15 protein-coding genes are annotated in these 17,747 nt (G+C 60.6%); 9 read left to right on the top strand and 6 right to left on the bottom strand.

Features of this window, described 5'->3' with window-relative positions; all coding sequences use genetic code 11:
• Positions 1-45 precede the first annotated feature (45 nt).
• Positions 46-2,247 carry a TonB-dependent receptor gene (locus FHS49_RS04435; protein WP_184015600.1) on the bottom strand — a complete coding sequence of 734 codons (2,202 nt, stop codon included), beginning with the start codon at positions 2,245-2,247 and terminating at the stop codon, positions 46-48.
• Positions 2,248-2,540: 293 nt separating this feature from the next.
• Between FHS49_RS04435 and FHS49_RS04430 the strand changes: the two genes are divergently transcribed.
• The 7 genes from FHS49_RS04430 (at position 2,541) to FHS49_RS04400 (ending at position 9,129) form a co-directional block, all read left to right on the top strand.
• Positions 2,541-3,506 (top strand): MBL fold metallo-hydrolase, encoded by a 966-nt coding sequence (locus FHS49_RS04430; RefSeq protein ID WP_221240362.1) that lies wholly within the window; start codon positions 2,541-2,543, stop codon positions 3,504-3,506.
• An 8-nt stretch (positions 3,507-3,514) separates the two neighbouring features.
• Positions 3,515-4,384: an SDR family oxidoreductase gene (locus FHS49_RS04425; protein ID WP_184015598.1), complete on the top strand. Its 870-nt coding sequence runs from the start codon at positions 3,515-3,517 to the stop codon at positions 4,382-4,384.
• A 32-nt stretch (positions 4,385-4,416) separates the two neighbouring features.
• A complete protein-coding gene (locus tag FHS49_RS04420) occupies positions 4,417-5,472 on the top strand; it encodes an aromatic ring-hydroxylating oxygenase subunit alpha (RefSeq protein ID WP_184015596.1) in 1,056 nt (351 codons plus the stop codon).
• Position 5,473: 1 nt separating this feature from the next.
• The gene (locus tag FHS49_RS04415) at positions 5,474-6,082 is read left to right on the top strand and encodes an AMP-binding protein (RefSeq protein ID WP_184015594.1); all 609 of its coding nucleotides are present in this window, start codon (positions 5,474-5,476) and stop codon (positions 6,080-6,082) included.
• Positions 6,079-6,642, top strand: a complete 564-nt coding sequence (locus FHS49_RS04410) for a PhoX family protein (RefSeq protein ID WP_246350268.1) — start codon at positions 6,079-6,081, stop codon at positions 6,640-6,642. The genes FHS49_RS04415 and FHS49_RS04410 overlap by 4 nt, the downstream gene beginning before the upstream one ends.
• Positions 6,643-6,765: 123 nt before the next feature.
• Entirely contained in the window at positions 6,766-7,554 is a 789-nt protein-coding gene (locus FHS49_RS19555) for a PEPxxWA-CTERM sorting domain-containing protein (RefSeq protein WP_246350266.1), read from the top strand.
• An 816-nt stretch (positions 7,555-8,370) separates the two neighbouring features.
• On the top strand, positions 8,371-9,129 hold the full coding sequence (locus FHS49_RS04400) for a hypothetical protein (protein ID WP_184015590.1): 759 nt from the start codon (positions 8,371-8,373) through the stop codon (positions 9,127-9,129).
• A 455-nt stretch (positions 9,130-9,584) separates the two neighbouring features.
• Here the strand turns inward: FHS49_RS04400 and FHS49_RS04395 are convergent, their stop codons facing one another.
• Positions 9,585-10,328, bottom strand: coding sequence for a siderophore-interacting protein (locus FHS49_RS04395; protein WP_246350350.1), 744 nt, complete (start codon positions 10,326-10,328; stop codon positions 9,585-9,587).
• Complete coding sequence (locus FHS49_RS04390; protein WP_184015586.1) at positions 10,328-11,020, bottom strand: O-methyltransferase; 693 nt, start codon at positions 11,018-11,020, stop codon at positions 10,328-10,330. Before FHS49_RS04390 ends, FHS49_RS04395 begins: the two co-directional genes overlap by 1 nt.
• Positions 11,021-11,167: 147 nt before the next feature.
• Here FHS49_RS04390 and FHS49_RS04385 point away from each other — a divergent pair, with 147 nt between their 5' ends.
• Positions 11,168-11,971, top strand: a complete 804-nt coding sequence (locus tag FHS49_RS04385; protein ID WP_184015584.1) for an AraC family transcriptional regulator — start codon at positions 11,168-11,170, stop codon at positions 11,969-11,971.
• A gap of 326 nt (positions 11,972-12,297) precedes the next feature.
• Here FHS49_RS04385 and FHS49_RS04380 read toward each other — a convergent pair whose 3' ends face one another.
• Genes FHS49_RS04380 through FHS49_RS04370 form a run of 3 tightly spaced genes read right to left on the bottom strand, consistent with a single transcriptional unit; the run spans position 12,298 to position 16,163 of the window.
• Positions 12,298-14,604 carry a TonB-dependent receptor gene (locus tag FHS49_RS04380; protein ID WP_184015582.1) on the bottom strand — a complete coding sequence of 769 codons (2,307 nt, stop codon included), beginning with the start codon at positions 14,602-14,604 and terminating at the stop codon, positions 12,298-12,300.
• 40 nt (positions 14,605-14,644) lie between these two features.
• Complete coding sequence (locus tag FHS49_RS04375; RefSeq protein ID WP_184015580.1) at positions 14,645-15,607, bottom strand: FecR family protein; 963 nt, start codon at positions 15,605-15,607, stop codon at positions 14,645-14,647.
• The gene (locus FHS49_RS04370; RefSeq protein WP_184015578.1) at positions 15,597-16,163 is read right to left on the bottom strand and encodes an RNA polymerase sigma factor; all 567 of its coding nucleotides are present in this window, start codon (positions 16,161-16,163) and stop codon (positions 15,597-15,599) included. Before FHS49_RS04370 ends, FHS49_RS04375 begins: the two co-directional genes overlap by 11 nt.
• Before the next feature lie 661 nt (positions 16,164-16,824).
• Between FHS49_RS04370 and FHS49_RS04365 the strand changes: the two genes are divergently transcribed.
• Entirely contained in the window at positions 16,825-17,601 is a 777-nt protein-coding gene (locus tag FHS49_RS04365) for a MipA/OmpV family protein (protein WP_184015576.1), read from the top strand.
• Positions 17,602-17,747 lie beyond the last annotated feature (146 nt).

The following is a 17,747-nucleotide window of genomic DNA, read 5'->3' as shown; positions in this document are numbered from 1 at the left end:
CCGTTTGTGACGAGACCGCCGCGCCCGGAGGCGCGGCGGCATATGTTAGAAACGATAGCCGACCTGAAAGCCGTAAGTCCGCGGCGCATCGAGTGTGCCGGTGATCGGCAGGCCGACTGCGATCGAACTGACGAGGCCGTTGGCGATCGTGGTCTTGTCCGTGAGGTTGCGGCCGTAGAGGGCAAAATCGAAATGGCGCCATTTGTAGTTCAGGAAGGCGTTCAGCTTCGTATTCGGCACCCGCGACACCGGCTTCTCGTTGAACGGCGTGAAGTAGATGCGATCCTGAAACGCCATTTCGCCGCGTATCGAGAACTCGCTGTCGCCGATCGCATGACTGTATTCGGCCGCCATGTTGAGCGATATTTCCGGCGCTTGCGTCAACTGGTTGCCGTCAAGCCGCACGGGATTGGGATTACCCGGATTCGCGGGATTGGCGGATTCGAAATCCTTGTATTTCGTATGGAGCCAGGCCGGCGAAATCTCGATCTGGAGCCCGTCGAACGGGACCACCGTCAATTCGGCTTCCGCGCCGTAAATGACGGAAGAGGCGGCATTTTCGATCAGCACGTTCGCCAGGACGACCTTTGAAACCTGGAGGTTGCGATAGTCGTAATAGAAGCCGGACGTATTGATCCGGACGCGTCCGTTGGCGAACGTGCCCTTCATGCCGGCTTCGTAAGCCCAGAGTTTCTCCGGGGCGAAGCCGCCATTATTGTCGCCGATATTGTAGCCACCGCTCTTGAAGCCCTTCGACGCCGACGCATAGAACATCAGGCGGTCTCGCGGCCGGTATTCTACCGCGAATTTCGGCGTGAAGGCGCTTTCGGAGCGTGCATCGGTGCGGGTGTAGAGCGGAAGGTTCGGCAACCGCGGCGGAAAGGGCCGGAACAGGTCGAACTGCTGGAAATCGTCAATGCTGTGGCGTTCCCAGCTATAGCGCGCGCCGAGCGTGGCGGTGAACTGGTCCGAGATGCTGTAATCGAACTGCCCGAACCCTGCCGCAGCCTTGGTTCGCACGTCGCCTTCAACGCGATATCCCTGCACGAAACCGTCGGGCAGGCCGACCAGCGCGGCATTCAGCGGAATGGCCGATCCGCCGAAGATCTTCTCGTCGAAATAATAGGCGCCGACGATGTATTTCAGCGCGCCTGCGTCGCCCGACAGTTGTAACTCCTGACTGATCTGGCGTCCCTCTTCGAAAAAGGAGAAATCGCTGAGCGCGGCGCTCGTCACGTCCAGATCCGTGCGCACCGCGTATTCGCTGTCGCGATAGCCGGTGATCGAACGCAGGGTGACGCCGCCCAGATCCATCTCGAGCCGCCCCGAAATGCTCCAGAATGTGCGGTCGTTGGAGGGATCGAACGTGTTGGCGATGTCGCGCCTGTCGCTCGGCACGAAACCGCCGAACAAGAAGCCCGAGGGGGTGATGAACGGATTTGCCTGACCCAGATAATGGTTGCCGTAATTGCGGTCGTTTTCGCGATAGTAATCACCGGTCAGATCGAAGGTGCCGGTCTCGCCCAGTTTTAACGAAAGCGCCGCGCGCGCACCGCGCCGCTTGGCATTGTCGATCTCGCGGCCGGTAACAACGTTGTTGCCGTAACCGTCCCGATCTTCGGTCGTGAACGCAATTCTGAAATCGACGCCGCTGGCGATCTGGCCACCGAGCGCGCCTTCGCTCGTGATGTCGTTGTAATTGCCATAGCCGATCCGGACATAGCCCTCGAATTCGTCGGTCGGCTTGCGCGTCACGACGTTGATCGAGCCGCCGGTCGCGTTGCGGCCATAAAGCGTTCCCTGGGGTCCGCGCAGCACCTCGACGCGCTCGATGTCGAAGAATGTGCCGAAGGTGGCCGCCGGGCGGGAGACATACACACCGTCGAGATGATAGGCGACGCGCCCTTCCCCGCCGGGATTGATCGTGTCGAAGCCGATACCGCGGATCGAGATGCGCGCCGCGCCACCATAGGTACCGAAGTTCACGTTGGGAACCGCGGTCGCCAGGCTGGCGATGCCGTCGATATGACGCTCCGCAAGGCTGTCGCCGGACAGCGCGGTGATGGAAAGCGGCACATTCTGTATGCTTTCCGAGCGCTTCTGCGCGGTGACAACGATATCCCCGATCGCGCCGTCGCTGGCCTCATCGCTCTGCGCAGCGGCGTCGCCGACGGTCGTTTGGGCCACAGCGGGAAATGCGGCGAAAGCCGCCGTCCCCAACATCACGGCAAGCAAGCTCTTCCTCATCATACCCTCCCTCGTGCGCATTATAGTTGGCGCCTTTAATGACGCGCGGCTGCGCTTGGCCTCATGTTCGCTTGGTATATAAGGATTATACGATTGTCTATATTATGTTGCACCTCTCCTGTTTCCATGTCAGTTGAATAGAGCGAAATCCCGTGGATGAGCCGCTTTTCCGATATTTCGGATGTCGGAAGGTAAGTTTTGGCGGATTTCTATTGTGCAACTGTACAATCGACGTCCAACACGTCGATGTATGATAAGGCGAGGGCCAGGCTTTGATACCATTTACGAAGGGATTGCACGATCTGGGAAATGGCCATTTCGCCTATCTCCAACCGTCTGGAACCTGGGGCTACAGCAATGCGGGCCTCATTTCCGACGGCGATCAGTCGCTGCTCGTGGACACACTATTTGATGAGCCGCTGACCGCCGAGATGCTTGATACGATCAGGGACGCGACGAAGATCGGCGCGGGGGACATCACCCAGCTCGTGAACACGCACGCCAATGGCGATCATACGTTCGGCAACCGTTTGGTAGCCAATGCCCGGATCATCGCTACGGAAAGTGGTGCCCATGAAATGGAGCATGAGGCTCCACCCGAGATGCTCGCTGCCCTCATGGCCGACGCACCGAACATGGGCCAGCTCGGCAAGTTCCTGCAGGCCGTATTCACTCCGTTCGATTTCGCCGGGGTCAAATTACGTCTGCCCGACGAGACGTTTACAGGCGAGAAGACGCTGATGGTGGGGAACAAGACAGTCAACCTGATCCAGGTCGGGCCCGCCCATACTGCAGGTGATCTGCTTGTCCATGTCCCGGAGGATAAGGTGCTCTACACCGGAGACATACTTTTCGTCGAGGGCACGCCGATCATGTGGGCAGGGCCGGTCCGAAACTGGCTCGCAGCGTGCGATCTGATGCTCGGCATGGATGTCGATGCGATCGTGCCGGGCCACGGACCGGTCACCGACAAGGACGGCGTGCGCGCCATGCGGTCCTACCTCGCTTATGTCGAAGAGCAGACGATCCGGCGCCACGCCGCCGGTATGAACGCCTGGGAAGCCGCACAGGACATCGCGCTCGCGGAATTCGGCGCCTGGGAGGATCCGGAACGGATCGCGGTGACGGTCGACACCATCTACCGCGAACTGAATGCGGATGATTCGCCGCGCGACATCATCGGCCTGTTCGGCAAGATGGCCGACCTGGACCTTATTTATAATCCAGCCCGCACATGTTCCCAGGGCCATCAGCACTGATTGGCGAGATGATGCAGACGGGTTTGATCGCGGTCATTGGTGCTTCCGGGCAAACGGGCGGAGCTCTGCTCTCCGAACTCGCGGGCCGGAACCGCCGCATCCGCGGCATCGGCCGTCATCCGAAACCGCCGACAGAGATCGAATGGTGCACGGCGGAGCTGGGCGACGTAAGGTCGCTGTTGTCGGCGATCGAGGGGGCGGCTGCCATTCACTATATCCCGCCGGTCTTCGATAGTCGCGAGGAGGAGTTCGGCCGGAACGTGATCGCAGCGGCCGAGGCCGCGCACTGCCCCCGCATCGTCTATCATTCGGTCCTGCACGCCGCGACGCCGGACATGCTGCATCACTGGCGCAAGGCGCGTGTCGAGCTTCATCTGCGCCATTCGCCGCTGGAATGGACGATCCTCCAGCCGGCCATGTATGCGCAGACGGTGCTGGCCTTTCTGGACCGGGCCAACGGCACTTTGACGCCGGGCTTCGACATCACAAGGCCGTTTACCCCCGTTGCGCTTCAGGATCTGTCGCGCGCCGCTGCGGTCGTGTTGACCGAGCCGGGCCACGGCTATGCGACATACGAACTCGCCGGGCCGGAGCGTCTGGATTTCGGCAGCATGGCGCGGCAATTGTCCGACCTGCTTGGTCGTCCGGTCACGGCAGTGGCAGGGGACGCTGCGGCGCGCGTCGAGGCTGTCGCCGCCGGCCTCGGCTTTGGGCCAAGCGCCGCGGCGGAATTGCGGGCAATGCTGGATCACTACGACCGCTATGGACTGGTCGGGAATTCCAATGTCCTGCGTCAGCTTTTGGGCCGCGATCCGACGCCGTTTCGCGAGGCGCTGCGCCCCGCGCTGGAGAGCGATCGGGTGCCTGCGGCGATTTGATCAGAAATGAATATCAGAACGGAGAGCGCGACATGACGAAGTTTCTCAGGAATAGCTGGTATTGCGCCGGATGGAGCACCGACGTCACCGACAATCCGGTGGGCATCAAGATCCTGAGCGAAGAGATCGTCCTGTTCCGGACAAGCGACGGCACGCTCGCCGCGCTGAACGGCCGCTGCCCGCATCGCTTCGCGGCTCTGTCGCTCGGCTGCATCAAGGGCGATCTCATCGAATGTGGCTATCACGGCCTTCAGTTCGACAAGCACGGCGTGTGTCGTCTCAACCCCCACGGGCAGGGCAAGGTGCCGCCGCGCGCCCATACCCGCAGCTATCCCGCCGTGGAACGGGATGGCGCGCTTTGGGTCTGGATGGGCGATCCCGCTTTAGCCGATCCGGCCGATATCATGGATCTGTATTTCGTCGGGCAACGCGAAGGCTGGACCGGCGTGACCGGATATCTGAAGATCAACGCCGACTATCAGCTCGTGATCGACAATCTGCTGGACCTGACCCACGCGACCTATCTGCACCCCAACACCGTGGGCGTGGACCCTGAGCATTCGCTGGGTGCATCGCTCTCCTATGATTTCAAGACCGAGGGGAACATCGTTCGTTCCAACTATACTTTCCGGAATTCGCCGCCGACGGCTCTGTTCAAGCCGTTCTATCCCCAGGAGCGCGGCGATATCTTCGCGTTCATGCGCTGGGAGCCTGCAGGCGCGCTGCTGCTGGACATCAGCACGACCGGGGTCGGGATGCCCAAGGGAACCGGCGTCCACATGCCCAGCGCGCACCTGATCGTTCCGGAGACTGAACAAACCTGCCACTATTTCTTCGCACTCTCTCGCGATGTGGAGCTGGACAACGAAGCCAAGACCAAGACGATGGGAGAGGTAGCGCTGAGCGCATTCATCGACGAGGACGAACCCGTCATCCATCGCTGCCACGAACTGATGAACGGGGCCGAATTCTTCGAACTCGAACCCGCAATCCTCGAGACCGACATCGCTGGCATTCAGGCTCGTCGTATCCTCGCAAAGCTGATCCGGCAGGAACAGCCGGTCCGGGAGGCCGCAGAGGCGGCGTAATATGCAAGACGCTCCTCCATCCTATTCGACCGCCTTTGGCGCGCTTGCCGTATCGCATGGCGATCACGTGGTTTCGGCAAATGCGCTCGAGCGCACCAATGCTTGTGTTGTATTATGCGACGGCTGGACTGGCGAGGTGCGCGTGGCGCTGCGCGTCCTTTCCAGCGCGGGGCGGGTGGAGGAACTGAGCTTCGACGATCTGCGCATCAGCGCATCCCGGTTTGCGGCGATGCTGGCGGAAAGCGGCGTAGGCCCGGGCGATCGCGTGGCGGGATTGCTGCCGCGCACGCTTGACCTGATGACGGTCTTGCTTGGGACGTTGGGTGCGGGTGCACCCGCTTCGCTCGCAAAACTGAACGGTGAGATCAACAAGCTGCGGAACGCTGTCTATCGTCTTATTGGTGGCTGGGCGGTGCCCGAGGCACCGACCGAAGTGGAATGCGTTTTCCTGCTCGCGGCCGGCGATCATCCAGTTGGCTCGGACCGTCGGCACCGTCCCGCCCTCGATCACATACTCCTTGCCGGTGATGCTGCCAGGCCGGAGGTGTTCGCGCGGCTCGGTGTTGTACCCCCATGGACTCGCCTGAGGGCTTCGAACCCGATCCCTTGACCGGTCACGTCTTCATCGCGCTGACCGGCAATGATGCACGCACAGCGGACACAGTGAACCCGGCCAATCCCCGGCCCGCCAATGCGCATGGCCATATTCTGCGGATGATTCCGCCCGCGAGCGATCACGGTGCCGATGTTTTCACTTGGCGCGTATTCATCCTGTGCGGCGACCCCGCCAACCCCGCAGATGGCGCGCAATTTCATCCCGATACCAGCGCAGAGGGCTGGTTCGTCGAGCCGGACAATATCGCCTTCGATCCTTCAGGGCGGCTTTGGGTGTGCAGTGGCGGTCCCGGCCCGCGCAACCACGATGGTCTGTGGGTGATGGATGTCCATGGCCTTCGCGCAGGATTGCCCAGGCTCTTCTATGCGCCGCCCATCCAGTCCGAATGCTGCAGCCCGGCCTTCACGCCTGATGGGCAGACCATGTTCCTCGCGATCCAGCACCCGGCGGAACGCGCCGACGGCGCGAGTACGGCGCTGACCGGGTGGCCCGATTTCAAGCCGGGTCAGCCGCCGCGCCCCTCGCTCATCGCGATCAGCCGAACTGCCTCATAGTTGGACAGTGGCGAAAATGAGAAGGTTCGCTCCTCGGAGTCACGCGACGGTAACGCACGAGTCATGATCACTTCGTAACCCAAGTATCTGGTTAACGGAGGGTTTATGATGAAATTGGGACTTATGAGTTTGATCGCATGCGCCGCAAGCTTGGCCGCAGCAGTGCCCGCCAGCGCCGGCACCTTGATCGTGGCCGGTGACGCCACCACGGCGTTCAGGCTGAATACCGGTGTTACGACCGGCGCGGCGAGCCTGGCGGGCAATGTGACGTTTGCGAAGAATATTCTGGGCGGCGGCACCAAGGTCAGCATCATGGGAGATTCGGAGAATTTCGGGATCGCCGGGCAGTTGACGAATGCCTATAATTCGTTCGCGGGCGTCACCGCCACGGGCTTTTTTGGCACGATCACCGCAGAACTGCTGGCTGGCACCGATCTGTTTATGGCCTTTTTCCCGAGCCGCGCCTTCACTGTCGCCGAAACCGGCGTAATCAGCGATTTCCTCAGTCGCGGCGGTACTTTCTTCGTTGCTGGGGAGTCGGAGCGTGACGCTTTTGGCAATGCACTCGGCCAATTCTCGAATGCGCGCGTCAACACGCTGCTGGGCAATCTTGGCGCTTCCATTTCGCTCGGTAAGGAATCGCTGGATATCAGCGATCAGTTCGCCACTGGTGCCGAAATCGTCGCCAACCCGCTGACGGCGGGTGTCCAGAGCTTCGGCTACGGCCTGACCACGACGGTACAAGGCGGACAGGCGCTGTTCCTGACCAATGACCTGAAGCCGTTCGTGGCGGTCCAGACGCTTGGCGCCGTGCCTGAACCCGCCACATGGGCGATGATGATCGCCGGCTTCGGTCTGACCGGCGTTGTGATGCGCCGTCGGAGGCCCGAGCGTCAGGCCGCTCACGCATGATCGGAGCGCCGGGCCGGGGGGAATGTCCCTCGGCCCGGCGCTCAACCTGTGGTTGAAGCAATGGTCTCGCGATGATCCTGACGAACGTTCCAGGAGAAGGTCGGACAGCAGCCGCTCGACCAGGAAATCGATCAGCGCAAGCACATGCGGGAGAATCGCCTGATGATTGGGGAGTACCGCTGAGAAGCGCGTCGACGCGGTGCGCCATCCCGGAAGCTCCTCTGCTGATGACGGGGGTCAGTGAATATCCGCTCAAAGGCCAAACTGGTGCCTTCTAAAAGCGGACGTTCCGCAGTTGGGCGTCGAGAATTGTTCGCTGACTGGCAGAGATGGGTCGACAGTCACCGTAAAAGCGGACCGTCTGCACCTAGGGAGCGAAAATTTGGTTCTGAGCGGCTGACAAGGGTCGTGCCTCGAAATTCATGGGACCGCCTCGCGACCGGAACTTCGCAAACCTCAAGACAAGCGAGCGGGGGGTGGCCTAGCTATAATTCACTGATGTTGATATCCAATCTCGGTCGGGAAATCGACTGGGGGACAAAATGCAATACAAAATCAATCTGGGGTCAGTTCTGCCTATCTTAGCGGCTGCACTTTTATGCTCGCCAGCAACAGCCAAAGACCCATCAAAGGATCAAAGTCCCCCTTCAATGTCGCAGGCCGCGCCAATGCCCAGCCGGGAGGGAGCGCCTCGAGGCTTCTCATTAGGCAGCCGGCCTTCGGAAGAGCAGTGCAAGAACCTTTTCAGGCGTGCTGAGGCAGTACCAAGCCTCACCAAACTGCCCGATTACCAATATTGCAAGACGGCGAAATTTGGTGCCAAATGAGAAGAAGACTGTCACTCCGCCGGCCCTGAAAGCACCAAAGGGCGATCCACCCGTAAATTGGATTTCACTGTTTGGTTTCGTGATCGTGACCAAGGCGGATATGCTAGCCGCAGCCGCTTTTCTTCTGTCGATTTCTACGATCGTGATTCAGGTGACAACATGGTTTACTGGATCAAAGCCAACGGTTTACGCGCCCGATACGGTTTATGTATTCTTTGATCAGTATGCGAATAACAAGATTGTCATGCGGTTGGCAGGACAATTGTCCTTTGTGAACACCGGTCCCGTCGGACACGATGCCATCGTGCGAGACGTGATCGTGAATGTTAAGGTCGGCAAGCTTGATCTCGATCAACGCTGGCTGAGCTTTGCCAGCGTCAGTCGGGACGAAAACAGGCTGGTCGTTACGCCCAGGGAAATGGCGCACCCATTTCCTGTGTCTTCGGGCAGCGCTGTAAGCCAGATGATTTCTTTTTCGCCAGTGGAAGACGTCTGCAGTGCGGAAATTGCAGCCAAATCACCGGACCCGAAAAATTGTGTGGCAGATCGCGGCTTTGTTTCGGATACGGATTTTCTGGAAACAGCATCAAAAGCCAAAGAGCTGACACTGACATTTTCGGTTCGATATGTCGGGAAGAAGGAAAGGCAGGACATAATTTGCAAAATGCCCATAGGCGAGGCGTTCGTTCAGTATCTGGCGGAGAACAGTTGGTTTTCATCCAGATGCTTTGCCAAAGATAGTGAGTAGCGTCCTGCCTCACGACATTGTGCCAAATATCCCTATGAAGGTTTTCGCGGTTCCAGAATTTCCAGAGTCCGTCCGTCCGCTTCACCATCGAACCAGCAATTGAGCGCGTCCTCAAAAATAGCCGTTCCCTCAGCGTACAGCAAGATTCGCTGTGCAGTGAGGACGAAGCACAGTCAGCGAGCGCCGGCCTTCATATGCTGGTTTTTGGTCATTAGCTGCCGAAATAGCAGACCGTCAGCACCTCGGGGCGAAATTCGGCCGCTGAGCGACCGATTTTGGTCGACGTGGTAGGCGGCAACTGGGACCTTGCTGCCGTTCCAGGGCGGCATGTCGACCGGCAGAGTCGGGAGCCGACAATCGGGTGTTTGCCTGCCCCGCAGCCGAGAAAACTAAAATTAAGCCGGAGGCGGTCGGGCAGGTTCACGCAAGGCAAACGGCATTGCTGCCGTGCCAAGTTAGTCCAAGCCAGTCTTGCCCGGCGCCCAATAGGCCTTCGTGACGACGCGCGCGGCGGATACGGATTGCAGCCGCAGGTTTTGGCGGAGCGCTTGAATAGTCCCAGCGTTTCCGGTCAGCACGGAGGATGCGCCAGTGGCGGCTGCGTCGGATACCGTCACTTGCATCGCGGTAATATGTGCGTCGTCGCCTCCCCTCGCAAAAAGCGCGACATCATGCAGACCAAGGTGTCCGGCGACGCGCCGGGCGGCCTCTACATCTGCGACTTCGAGGCAGGCCAAAACGTGGCGTGTCGGGTCTTGGTGAGTTGCCGCATAAACAAGACCCATCGAGGTCTCGTCACCGATGATGAAAAGCGGGTCATGCAGACGAGACAGGTCCAGCGATGCGCGCGGACCAAAAATGTCGCATTGGTCACCGGGCGCAACACTGCGGACCCAGGTGCTTCCCGGGCTGTCGCCATGGGCATAACCCAATATGCACGTTCGCCCGGCGGACGCGTTCCATTCGATTGGCGTATAGGTCCGCATCGCGAAGGCGGAGCCCATCGCGATTTGCACTTTCTGTCCGGGTAGCCATGCGACATCGGCGAGTGCGGGACCCTCCAGCGTAATCAAATGGAAGCGATCGGCCAATTGATCGTTGGCGACGATGGTTGCGGGCTTCATCCACAGCCGCATCAGCGCCTTGCTCAGCCGTCCCGGCTCCTTGGTGGGGTGCTCCGGTGATCCAGCGGCAAGCATCACGACACCTTCACGGTAAATTCATTGCCGCGGCCTGCATCGGGCAGGGCGAAAGAGACATACCCGTTGGCAGGATCGCGGACATAGGCCTGATAGGCGGGCTCGAATGCGTTCTCGCCGAGGATCACCGCGCCGAGCTTAAGCCACGGCTCGACCAGCCTGAGCACCGGCAGATAAAGCGAGAAGGCACCGTCAACCAGCAACAGGTCGATCTCGCCGCCCACGTCCCTCAGCGTCTCGAGCGCATCGCCGGCGCGGATATCGACGAGATCTGCTAGCCCCGCCGCGTCGAGATTGGCGCGTGCCCGCGCTACCTTGGCCGGCTCCATCTCGCTGCCGATGAGATGCCCGCCGCCATTGTCGCGCAGCGCGGCTGCGAGATAGATCGTCGAAATCCCCATCGACGTGCCGAACTCGATGACCCTGGTCGCCCTGCGGGCTCTCGCGATCGCATAGAGAAAGCGCCCATAGTCCGGCGAGACCGCGAGGAAATTGTCAGCGCGGTCGCGATAGGCTGCGCGATAGTCGGCGCGCTCATCCGCCAGCAAATCCGCAATCAAGCCCTCGATCGACGCGCCCGCCGCAGCGATTTTGGCCTGAATCTCCTTGAAATGTGCGCGGTCGCTCGTCTCAGCGTCGCGGTGCAGCGCCGTCAGAAGATCCGAGACGCGGCGGTTGGTCAGGGTATTCATGATGGATCCTTGGCGATGTCCGAAGCCGGAACGGCTCGACAGTGAATGGCAATCGGATAGCCGTGCGTCATGTTGACGTCATTACGAAGGACCGACAATATGTTATCCGATCTCGCCATTCACACTTATTTGGCGTAGAATGTGCCGATGCCGATCCTCAGCGCCTTGCAGGACTTCGAATGGATCGAACCGGACGATGTCCCTCGTCCGATCGTGGCCTTTGGTGCACAAATGTCAGACGCGGACGGCTTCGAGCTCGAACCCCATCGACACAGGAAGGGGCAGATGCTGCTCGTCCAGCGCGGCGCGCTCAGCTGTGAGGCCGAAGGCGGGCTGTGGATCGTGCCGCCGCGCAGCGCGATCTGGATTCCAGGTGGCGCGTTGCACGCGATTAGAGCGACCGGTGCGCTCGAAGGCTATAATGCGTTCGTCGATCCTGCCATGGGCGGGCAGTTGCCGCAGGCGTGCTGCGCGGTTTCGGTGACGCCGCTGCTGCGCGAGCTTCTGGCCCGCGCTGCGCATCTGCCGTATCTCTATGAAGAGGATGGCGCCAACGCGCGGCTGGTGGCGGTGCTGCTCGACGAGCTCGCGGCGGCTCAGGTCGAGAATCTGCATCTGCCGATGCCCAGCGATCCGCGCCTGTGCAAGGTCGTCGACGAGATGATGGCGTCGCCCGCGGATCGGGGCAGCCTGAAGATCTGGGCGCAGCGCGCCGCCATGAGCGAACGGTCGCTGGAGCGGCTGATCAATCGCCAGACCGGGATGAGCTTCGGCCGCTGGCGCCAGCAGCTCGGCGTCGTGCTGGCGGTCAAGTGGCTCGCCGGGGGCGCCTCGATCCAGCAAGTGGCTGGCGACCTCGGCTATGAAAGCGTGCCCAGCTTCGTGACGATGTTCCGCAAGGCGCTTGGAACCTCGCCAGGACGGTACATGGCAGAGCGTCACTCGGGCTGACAATTCCGGCTCGAACGAGGAGGGCGCTATTGACGGCTTTCAGGAAATGCCAGCCTGTCCTGAAGATCCGATAGGGAGACGCATTGCTGCAGGATTACTGGATCGATTGGCAATGGCAGCTTTCGGCAGGAGTTGCCATTCTCACGCACTGGGAAACGGCGTATTCTTGTCGCCAGCCGCCGGGAACCGGACGTCCGTAGCTGGGGATCGGAAACTCAGGGTCTGAAGGTCGTATAATGGTCGTAATTCACGGCGCCGCCTGCTCAGGCGCACCGCCTACGGGTTACCTAGCCAATTATAAATCCGCACTGACAGTACCAGAGTAATCAAAAACGGGCATTGATACCAAGCCGGACGGTTCGTGGCCGCAGCGGTGTCATTTGATCTCGCTGTGCCATGCCAAACGGATTCCCGAACGCGAAGCTGTTGGCGCGAACATCGCCTACATTGGCGACATCCAGCGAGACGCCAAACCTGCCGAAATCGAGCTGCGCCCCCACATCGCCGACGGCATAGTCTCCCTGGGGAATATCCAGCAACGATCCTGCTCCGAGCCGGGATTTTCCAACAAATCGCAACGACGCCTCGGCGTTCAGGTTGATGCCGGGCGCGAAATCTTTGCGCCAGCCTACGGCAACGCGGGATCCGTTGCGGGGAATGTTCGGCAAGGTCCGCTCGCCAAGCGTAGCGAATTCCGGCTCCGGCGCGTACAGATCGCTGTTGTTGAGGAAAGCGGCTGCGGTGACCGTCAGCGCCGGTGACAAGCGCCATATGATCTCTCCGTCCAGCCCGAAAATCCTGCCACTGCCGATGTTGGTGGTGTAAGGCAGGCCGGCGTTGTCGATGAGATCGGCCTGGATATGATTCCAGTCTGTGAAGAAAATGGCGGCCCGGATCGATAGCCGGTCCTGCTCCTTGTCACCCAATCGAATGCCGATCTCGCTCACGCTGAGATCGTCGGCCGCGAATTTCCGGCTTTCCAGCGCCGATCCCGATGGCGCCACCGCCAACCCTCCGGCACGGTTTCCCTGCTGATAATGGAAGAAGGCCGAGAATGGCCCGGACGGATGCCAATCGAGCGCGAGGGTGCCAGAGAAGCGCAGTTCGTTGCGGGATGGTTCGTTTGATTTGTCCAGGGGATTGTCGAGCAGATTTCCTGCGCTGTGCGCGAAAGTGAGCCGTCCGCCGATCGTGCCCGTCAGGGTCGATGTGAGCGGTCTCGATAACTGCCCGAACACGGCCGCCTCTGCCTGCTGGTTGAGGACACCTGTTATCTGCACCGGATCGTCTGGCTTTCCAAGCGAACGAGAGAGAGCGCTGGCGTTGTAGATACTGGCTATCCCCGCCACCCATGGTGCCTTTTGTCCCCCGCCCGAAATCCGCGTTTCGTGGCTGATGAGCATGATATTGTTGTCCTCCTCGAAGCGCGCGGGCGATGTCGAGCCATCAGATCCGGTCGCGTCGAACACCGTCTTGAGATCATGCCGGACGATCGACGTCGTCGAAACCAGCTCGGCTCTTCCCAACATCCGGCGCGCGGTGAAATAGGCCAGATAATAGGTATTCTTGAAGGGCTGCGAGAGGGCGTTGCTGCGGGTGAGTGGAGTATCGCCGCGCAATGTATATTGTCCATCGCGGGTGGTGGTATTGTGGACAGCGACGCCCAGATCGACGGTCAGCCCGACAAAATTCTCGATACGCCACGTCATCCGCTGGCCATAGCTCGTCGTGCTGTTGATATCCCGCAGGCCGCGTGAGGGATCATCGATATACCCCCCCTCGCGGGTAGCGAAGGTAACGAAGCGGACGGCGATCCGGCCATCGACCACTGGCAAGTTGAACATCGCGGCACCATCGCCGCCCAGCCCGCCGAACCGCGTGGAACCGATGCCCGCGGATGCCGTCGCGGACGCATTGCCGGTATCGGGCGCATTGGGAACAAGCCGAATGATGCCCCCGAGCGAACTCGCGCCATAGAGTGCGCCCTGTGGGCCGACCAGCACTTCGATGCGTTTCATGTCGTAAAGATTGAGGTTCGGATCGGGCGCATTGTAGTTGAGCCGGACATCGCCGAGATACTGGCCCACCGTGGCCTGTGTCGGGCCATTGAAGCTGCTGTCGGCAATGCCGCGGATGAACAGCTTGTTTCGCGCAGGGCCGAGATTGGTTGAACCGAGTGTCGGCAGGAGCTTCGTAATCGCAGCCGTCCCTCCCGCTGCGTTGCTGGCCAGCCAGCCCGGCTCAAGTTCGAGGAGCTTGACCGAGCCGGGGTAGGTATCGAGCAGGATGTTCTGCTTGCTGGCGGTAACGATAATATCGGATGCGGTTTGGACATCGACGGGCATCACGGGCTTCGGCGCTGGCCTTATGCGCGGTGGCGGCACTGCCCGTTGCCGGACGATGCGAGCGGTGGCGCTGTCATAGAACACCGCCTCCGTGCCCGTTCCGTGCAATGCCTGCGCCAATGCTGCACGCATGGAGAGATTGCCCCGAACACCTGGAGAATGGCGGTCGGCAAGGTCCGGATCCGCCACAGCAATGGTAATTCCACCCCGCTCGCCCAGCGCGGCGGCGACATCACCGAGACGGCCAGGCGGAATATTGAACTGCCGCGCATAGGCCATGTCGGTCATACCAAGGCCAAATACAGCACCTGCGGCGACTGCCGCCCATCTAGCGCCCCGCACCGGCAGGCTTCATCGTCCAGCCATTGGGTCCGGCCTCGAAAGTGACATTCAAGGCCGGCATCAAACGCCTGAACTGGTCTGGTCCAGAGCCATCGATGGCGATTGCGCCGGAAAAGGGGCGCCCCGCGATGGAAGGCGCTACGGTGAGACGGACTCCCAGCGCTCGGCCGAGATCGGTCGCGACCTGGGACAGAGGTTCGCCCGTATAGACGAGACGCCCTTTCTGCCAGGCTCCCACCGACCCGATCGACGCACGGGTCACGCGAACGGGTCCGGCGGACAGTGAATCGACCAGCGCCTGACCCGCATCGAGGGAAACCTCACCCTTGCCGGGATTGTAGAGAACCCTGCCTTCGGCGACAGCGACACGCACTTCATCTGCATCGTGCACGACATTGAAGATCGTTCCCACATCCTCGATACGATTATCGCCGACTTCAAGCGTGAACGGCCTGGTGCCGTCATTGCGCACCTCGAACAGCGCCTCCCCTGCAACGAGCGAAGCGAAACGCGGATCCTTGCGGTCAAAGGTCATGCGCGTCGAGCCGTTGAGCATTACCTGGGTTCCGGCGTCGAGGGTGACGATCTCGCGCTCACCCGGGCCAGTCACGATATCGTACCGGCTGGTTGTGAACTGTGGAATGATGACGATAGCTGCAGCGATCGATGCCGCCAACGCGCCGCCGGCAAAAACCCAACGGCGCACGCGAGAAGCCGGCGGATCGAGCGACATATCGGTATCATTGGCGGCTTCGCGGAAGATAACGTCGGGAAGCAGCGGTTCGATCGCGAGATCAATACGCTCTATCTCGTCGTAAATCTCCGCATGGCGCGGATTCTCCGCAAGCCACCCGGCGAATGCGTCCCAGGTCGCACCGTCGCCATCGCGAAGCCGGATGTGCCATTCGATCGCACGCGCGCGAACGCTGTTCTGCGCCTCAGACCTCATGACGACCCCTTTCACCCCTGAGATGCCGCGGATCGCCCCGATCCTCATCAAGACGAAGCTTTGCAGCCGAAATTACCTCATAAGCACGGGTCAGATGCTTCTCGACCGCGCTGACGCTGATGCCGATATCAGCGGCGATCTGGCGCTGGGGCTCGCCGTCGATGCGGAAGCGGCGGAAGATCGCACGGGTTCGCTCGGGAAGGCCGTCCAGCGCACGCTGCAGGATCGCAAGCTGCTCACGCGCAATGATATGCGCCTCGACCGATGGCTGTTCGTCCATCTCCCGCTCCTCGCCGCCATGAGCATCCACCCAATCCTCCTCACGGCGCATTCGGCGCCCCGCCGTGCGGCGACACCCGAGAAGATGATTGTTTGTCATCCTGTACAGATAGGCGCGCGGTTCGGCGACAGGACCGATCTTGCCAACCGAAAGTTTGAGGTAAACTTCCTGAAGGATATCCTCTGCTTCGTCCGCCGTCGCGCCGCGCAGCATGACGTAGCGCAGTAGAGCGGGTCGCGAATCAAAGAAGGTCTGTAGGAGCCCGCTGCCTGCCATAAATTCTCAACGACCCCTGCCGGACACGTCGGGCGGTCCTAGCCACAGAATAGGTGACTAACAACGCAGTTGTTTCCACATCATCGACGATGAAGGTCAGCCGATGGCTGGTCGAGATAAATTGTATCTCGCCGGGTCTCCCGATCCCGCTTTTTTCCTCGCGAAAAGTTTTTGATGAGGATGCGCCCGCATGCCGGCGTCTCAAGGGTGAATGGAGACGCCGTTGCCTGAAACTGAACTGACAGCCATCGATTTGACGGTGATTGCCCTGTCGCGTCGCGATCCCCTGTCGAGCCTGAAGCCTTCAGGCCGTTCCTTCCTCCGCCTGTTCGGATCGCGGACCCATGCACCGCTCGCAAGTCCACAGCTGGAGGCTCTCCGCCGTTATGCGATCCTGCTCCGGCTTCAAGGGCATAGGCTGGCGGCGTCTGAGCATGAAAGCATACGCAGCGCTGGCTATGATCTGCAGCAAATCAACGAGATATACAGTCTCGTTGCGCCGTCGCTTGGTGACGGTCCGTCACCGTCGATCGACCGGCCCGATCGCTATTTGGATGTGATCTCCACAGCGCCACTGAACCGGCATGATCCCGAACGAGCAGAATTCCCTTTTCAACATGCGTCCGCAACTTTTCGCGGACGGAAACCTGAGAGAATGATTATGCAGTTTTTACCCAAATACCGTCTCCAGTGCATTGCGGCGATCGCTGTTCTTTCGTTTGCCGTCTGGGGCGCTGCAGCCAAGGCGCAGCAGGAGAAGGATCATGTCATCATCGGCGCCGGTGCGGGCTACACGCCGGCTTACCAGGGCGCCGATGATTACCGCATCATGCTCGTCCCGGTAATCGATGTGGCCTGGGGACCAGTTTTCGCCAATCTGCGCGACGGCATCGGCATCAATGCGATCGACACCGACTTTATCACAGTGGGCGCAAGCGTAACGTTCATGCCGGGCTATCGCCGCAAGGACGCACCCGAGGGGATCGGCAAGCTCTCGATCGGCACGGGCGGGCGAGGCTTTGTCAATCTCAAGGTGGCAGGTTTCATCGCCACGATCGGGGGCACAAAGGGGTTCGCCGGCGGAACCAAGGGCGTTATCGCCGATGCGAGCCTATCCTATCCAATCGCCATCTCCCCGCGCTTCATGCTCATCCCGACGATCGGAACGACATGGGCGGACAAAAAGCATAACGATCGTTATTTCGGGGTGGATGCCGCGCAATCCCTGGCATCGGGACTGCCGCAATTCCGTGCCGGAAGCGGCTTCAAGGACGCCTCGGCCATACTCAGCGCGCAGTATCGCCTTGCCGACCGTATCAGCCTCGGCATCTCGGGCGGCGTAACCACTCTGCTCGGCAAGGTGCAGGACAGTTCGATCGTCTTTCACAAGACGCAGCCTCTCGGATTTCTGTCGCTCTCCTACCGCTTCGGTCCGTGATGCGTTGAGCACCATTTCAAAATATTGTCGGTCGCCCCCTATATCAAGCGTATAAGCCACCTCCCTTCGCGCCAGCCATCCAACGAGCAAAGGTCTATTCCGCACCGCGCCCGATCCCACACGCGACGGCTCAATTGTAAGTGCCC

The organism is Sphingobium boeckii (assembly GCF_014199215.1).
Taxonomy (GTDB): domain Bacteria; phylum Pseudomonadota; class Alphaproteobacteria; order Sphingomonadales; family Sphingomonadaceae; genus Sphingobium_A; species Sphingobium_A boeckii.
Note: the sequence above shows the minus strand (reverse complement) of the source record. Positions and strands in the feature narration are given on the sequence as shown.

Excerpts from the sequence above, each read along its gene's own strand:
- FHS49_RS04435 (WP_184015600.1), bottom strand. The coding sequence starts at position 2,247 with ATGAGGAAGAGCTTGCTTGCCGTGATGTTGGGGACGGCGGCTTTCGCC.
- FHS49_RS04385 (WP_184015584.1), top strand. The coding sequence starts at position 11,168 with ATGCCGATCCTCAGCGCCTTGCAGGACTTCGAATGGATCGAACCGGAC.
- FHS49_RS04390 (WP_184015586.1), bottom strand. The coding sequence starts at position 11,020 with ATGAATACCCTGACCAACCGCCGCGTCTCGGATCTTCTGACGGCGCTG.
- FHS49_RS04395 (WP_246350350.1), bottom strand. The coding sequence starts at position 10,328 with ATGCTTGCCGCTGGATCACCGGAGCACCCCACCAAGGAGCCGGGACGG.
- FHS49_RS04365 (WP_184015576.1), top strand. The coding sequence starts at position 16,825 with ATGCAGTTTTTACCCAAATACCGTCTCCAGTGCATTGCGGCGATCGCT.
- FHS49_RS04415 (WP_184015594.1), top strand. The coding sequence starts at position 5,474 with ATGCAAGACGCTCCTCCATCCTATTCGACCGCCTTTGGCGCGCTTGCC.
- FHS49_RS04420 (WP_184015596.1), top strand. The coding sequence starts at position 4,417 with ATGACGAAGTTTCTCAGGAATAGCTGGTATTGCGCCGGATGGAGCACC.
- FHS49_RS04370 (WP_184015578.1), bottom strand. The coding sequence starts at position 16,163 with ATGGCAGGCAGCGGGCTCCTACAGACCTTCTTTGATTCGCGACCCGCT.
- FHS49_RS04375 (WP_184015580.1), bottom strand. The coding sequence starts at position 15,607 with ATGAGGTCTGAGGCGCAGAACAGCGTTCGCGCGCGTGCGATCGAATGG.
- FHS49_RS19555 (WP_246350266.1), top strand. The coding sequence starts at position 6,766 with ATGAGTTTGATCGCATGCGCCGCAAGCTTGGCCGCAGCAGTGCCCGCC.
- FHS49_RS04380 (WP_184015582.1), bottom strand. The coding sequence starts at position 14,604 with ATGACCGACATGGCCTATGCGCGGCAGTTCAATATTCCGCCTGGCCGT.
- FHS49_RS04425 (WP_184015598.1), top strand. The coding sequence starts at position 3,515 with ATGATGCAGACGGGTTTGATCGCGGTCATTGGTGCTTCCGGGCAAACG.